Genomic DNA, 1448 nt, shown 5'->3' on the forward strand with positions numbered 1-1448 from the left:
TGCTTGCCGGGGATGGCATCGAGGGTGAAGCGCGCGCCGACTTCGGCGATACGCGTGGCGCCCTTGGTGATGACGATGAAGTTCACCACGATCAGGATCATGAAGACGATGAGGCCGATGACGAAGTCGCTGGCCATCACCAACTTGGAGAAGCCGGCGATGACGTAGCCGGCGGCATGCGTCCCTTCATTGCCATGCGACAGGATCATGCGCGTGGTGGCGATGTTGAGCGACAGCCGCAGCATGGTGGCGATGAGCAGCACGGTTGGAAAAGACGAAAAATCGAGCGGCCGCTGGATCCACAGCGCCACCATCAGGATCAGCACCGAAAGCGCGATCGAAAAGGCGAGGCCGACATCGATGAGAAAAGCCGGGATCGGCAGGAACAGCACGGCAAGTATGATGACGATGCCGATGGCGAAGAAGACGTCGCGGCCGTTCTTGGCGGCCGCGCCGGGCTGAATGCTTTCGCTGATCGCCATATCGTCCTCAAACCCCATAGACTGCCGAGCGCGCGACAGCCCTGTGAGGGTAGTCCGCCAAGCTTGCGCGAGGGTGGGAGACTGGCTAGTTCGAACGATCATGCGCAGGTCGCCGTGTCGGCTAGCCTCGCCAGGAAAGGGAAACCCATGCTTCTGATCATCGGCACCATCCGCTTGCCGCCAAACAAATTTGAGGAAGCCAAGCCCGCAATGGAACGCATGGTTTCAGGCAGCCGCGCCGAGGTCGGCTGCATCCAATATTCCTATGCGCAGGATGTTTTTGATGCCGGGCTCATCCGGGTCACGGAAGTCTGGAGCGACAGGGCAGCGCTCGACGCGCACTTCGCCTCGCCGCACATTGCGGACTGGCGTGCGAGCTGGCCGGCGCTCGGCATAGGCGAGCGCAACCTCGTACTCTATGAAGCCGGCGAGCCCATGCCGACCTGAACGGTCCATCGGCCCGATCGATATCGCGTCCACTTGTCGCCAATGTGGTGTCTGTCGGCATTGTGGTTGCCATGCCGTGCCGCCGGGCGTATCAGGCTGGCTTTCCACTGCCTTTCGATATCGGCGAGCCGCCCCGGTGCTTTCCAGAAACCACAGCGAAGTTTACGCCCGCCGGCTGCGCGCGGTGCTGATCAGGTCGTTGCCCCTGCTCGAGGCACGCGGCATCGTGGTGGTCATCCTCGCCGGTGTCGTAGGCGTCATGGCTGGCATATTGGTCACGGCGATGAGCCAGATCGTGCAGGACCTGCACGGGCTGCTGTTCGGCGTTCAGCCTGGCGGCCGGCTTTCCGGCATGTTCTCGCTCGCCAATCCGATGCAGGCGCTGATACCGGCGATCGGCGGCATACTGCTGGGGCTGACGGTGGTCTGGCTCCGGATACGGAAATTCCGCACACCGATCGACCCGATCGAAGCCAATGCGCTCTATGGCGGGCGCATGTCGCCGACCGACACCTTCAT

At 62.4% G+C, this 1448-nt stretch carries 2 protein-coding genes and 1 pseudogene; 2 read left to right on the forward strand and 1 reads right to left on the reverse strand.

The window, feature by feature from the left end; genetic code table 11:
- The coding region (locus ENZ75_RS31670) for an FHIPEP family type III secretion protein (protein ID WP_206617149.1) at positions 1-482 on the reverse strand (482 nt) is incomplete at its 3' end.
- 147 nt (positions 483-629) lie between these two features.
- On the opposite strand from ENZ75_RS31670, the gene ENZ75_RS31675 reads away from it, so the two are divergent.
- Together ENZ75_RS31675 and ENZ75_RS31680 are read left to right on the forward strand one after the other, a co-directional pair.
- Positions 630-929: a putative quinol monooxygenase gene (locus ENZ75_RS31675; RefSeq protein WP_063168928.1), complete on the forward strand. Its 300-nt coding sequence runs from the start codon at positions 630-632 to the stop codon at positions 927-929.
- Between the two features lie 136 nt (positions 930-1065).
- Positions 1066-1448 (forward strand): annotated as a pseudogene (locus tag ENZ75_RS31680) (chloride channel protein); the annotation flags it as partial.

The sequence above is a fragment of the Mesorhizobium sp. M7A.F.Ca.CA.002.04.1.1 genome, assembly GCF_004022805.1.
Lineage (GTDB): Bacteria > Pseudomonadota > Alphaproteobacteria > Rhizobiales > Rhizobiaceae > Mesorhizobium > Mesorhizobium ciceri.

Coding starts and splice junctions, on each gene's coding strand:
- ENZ75_RS31675 (WP_063168928.1), top strand. CDS start 630: ATGCTTCTGATCATCGGCACCATCCGCTTGCCGCCAAACAAATTTGAG.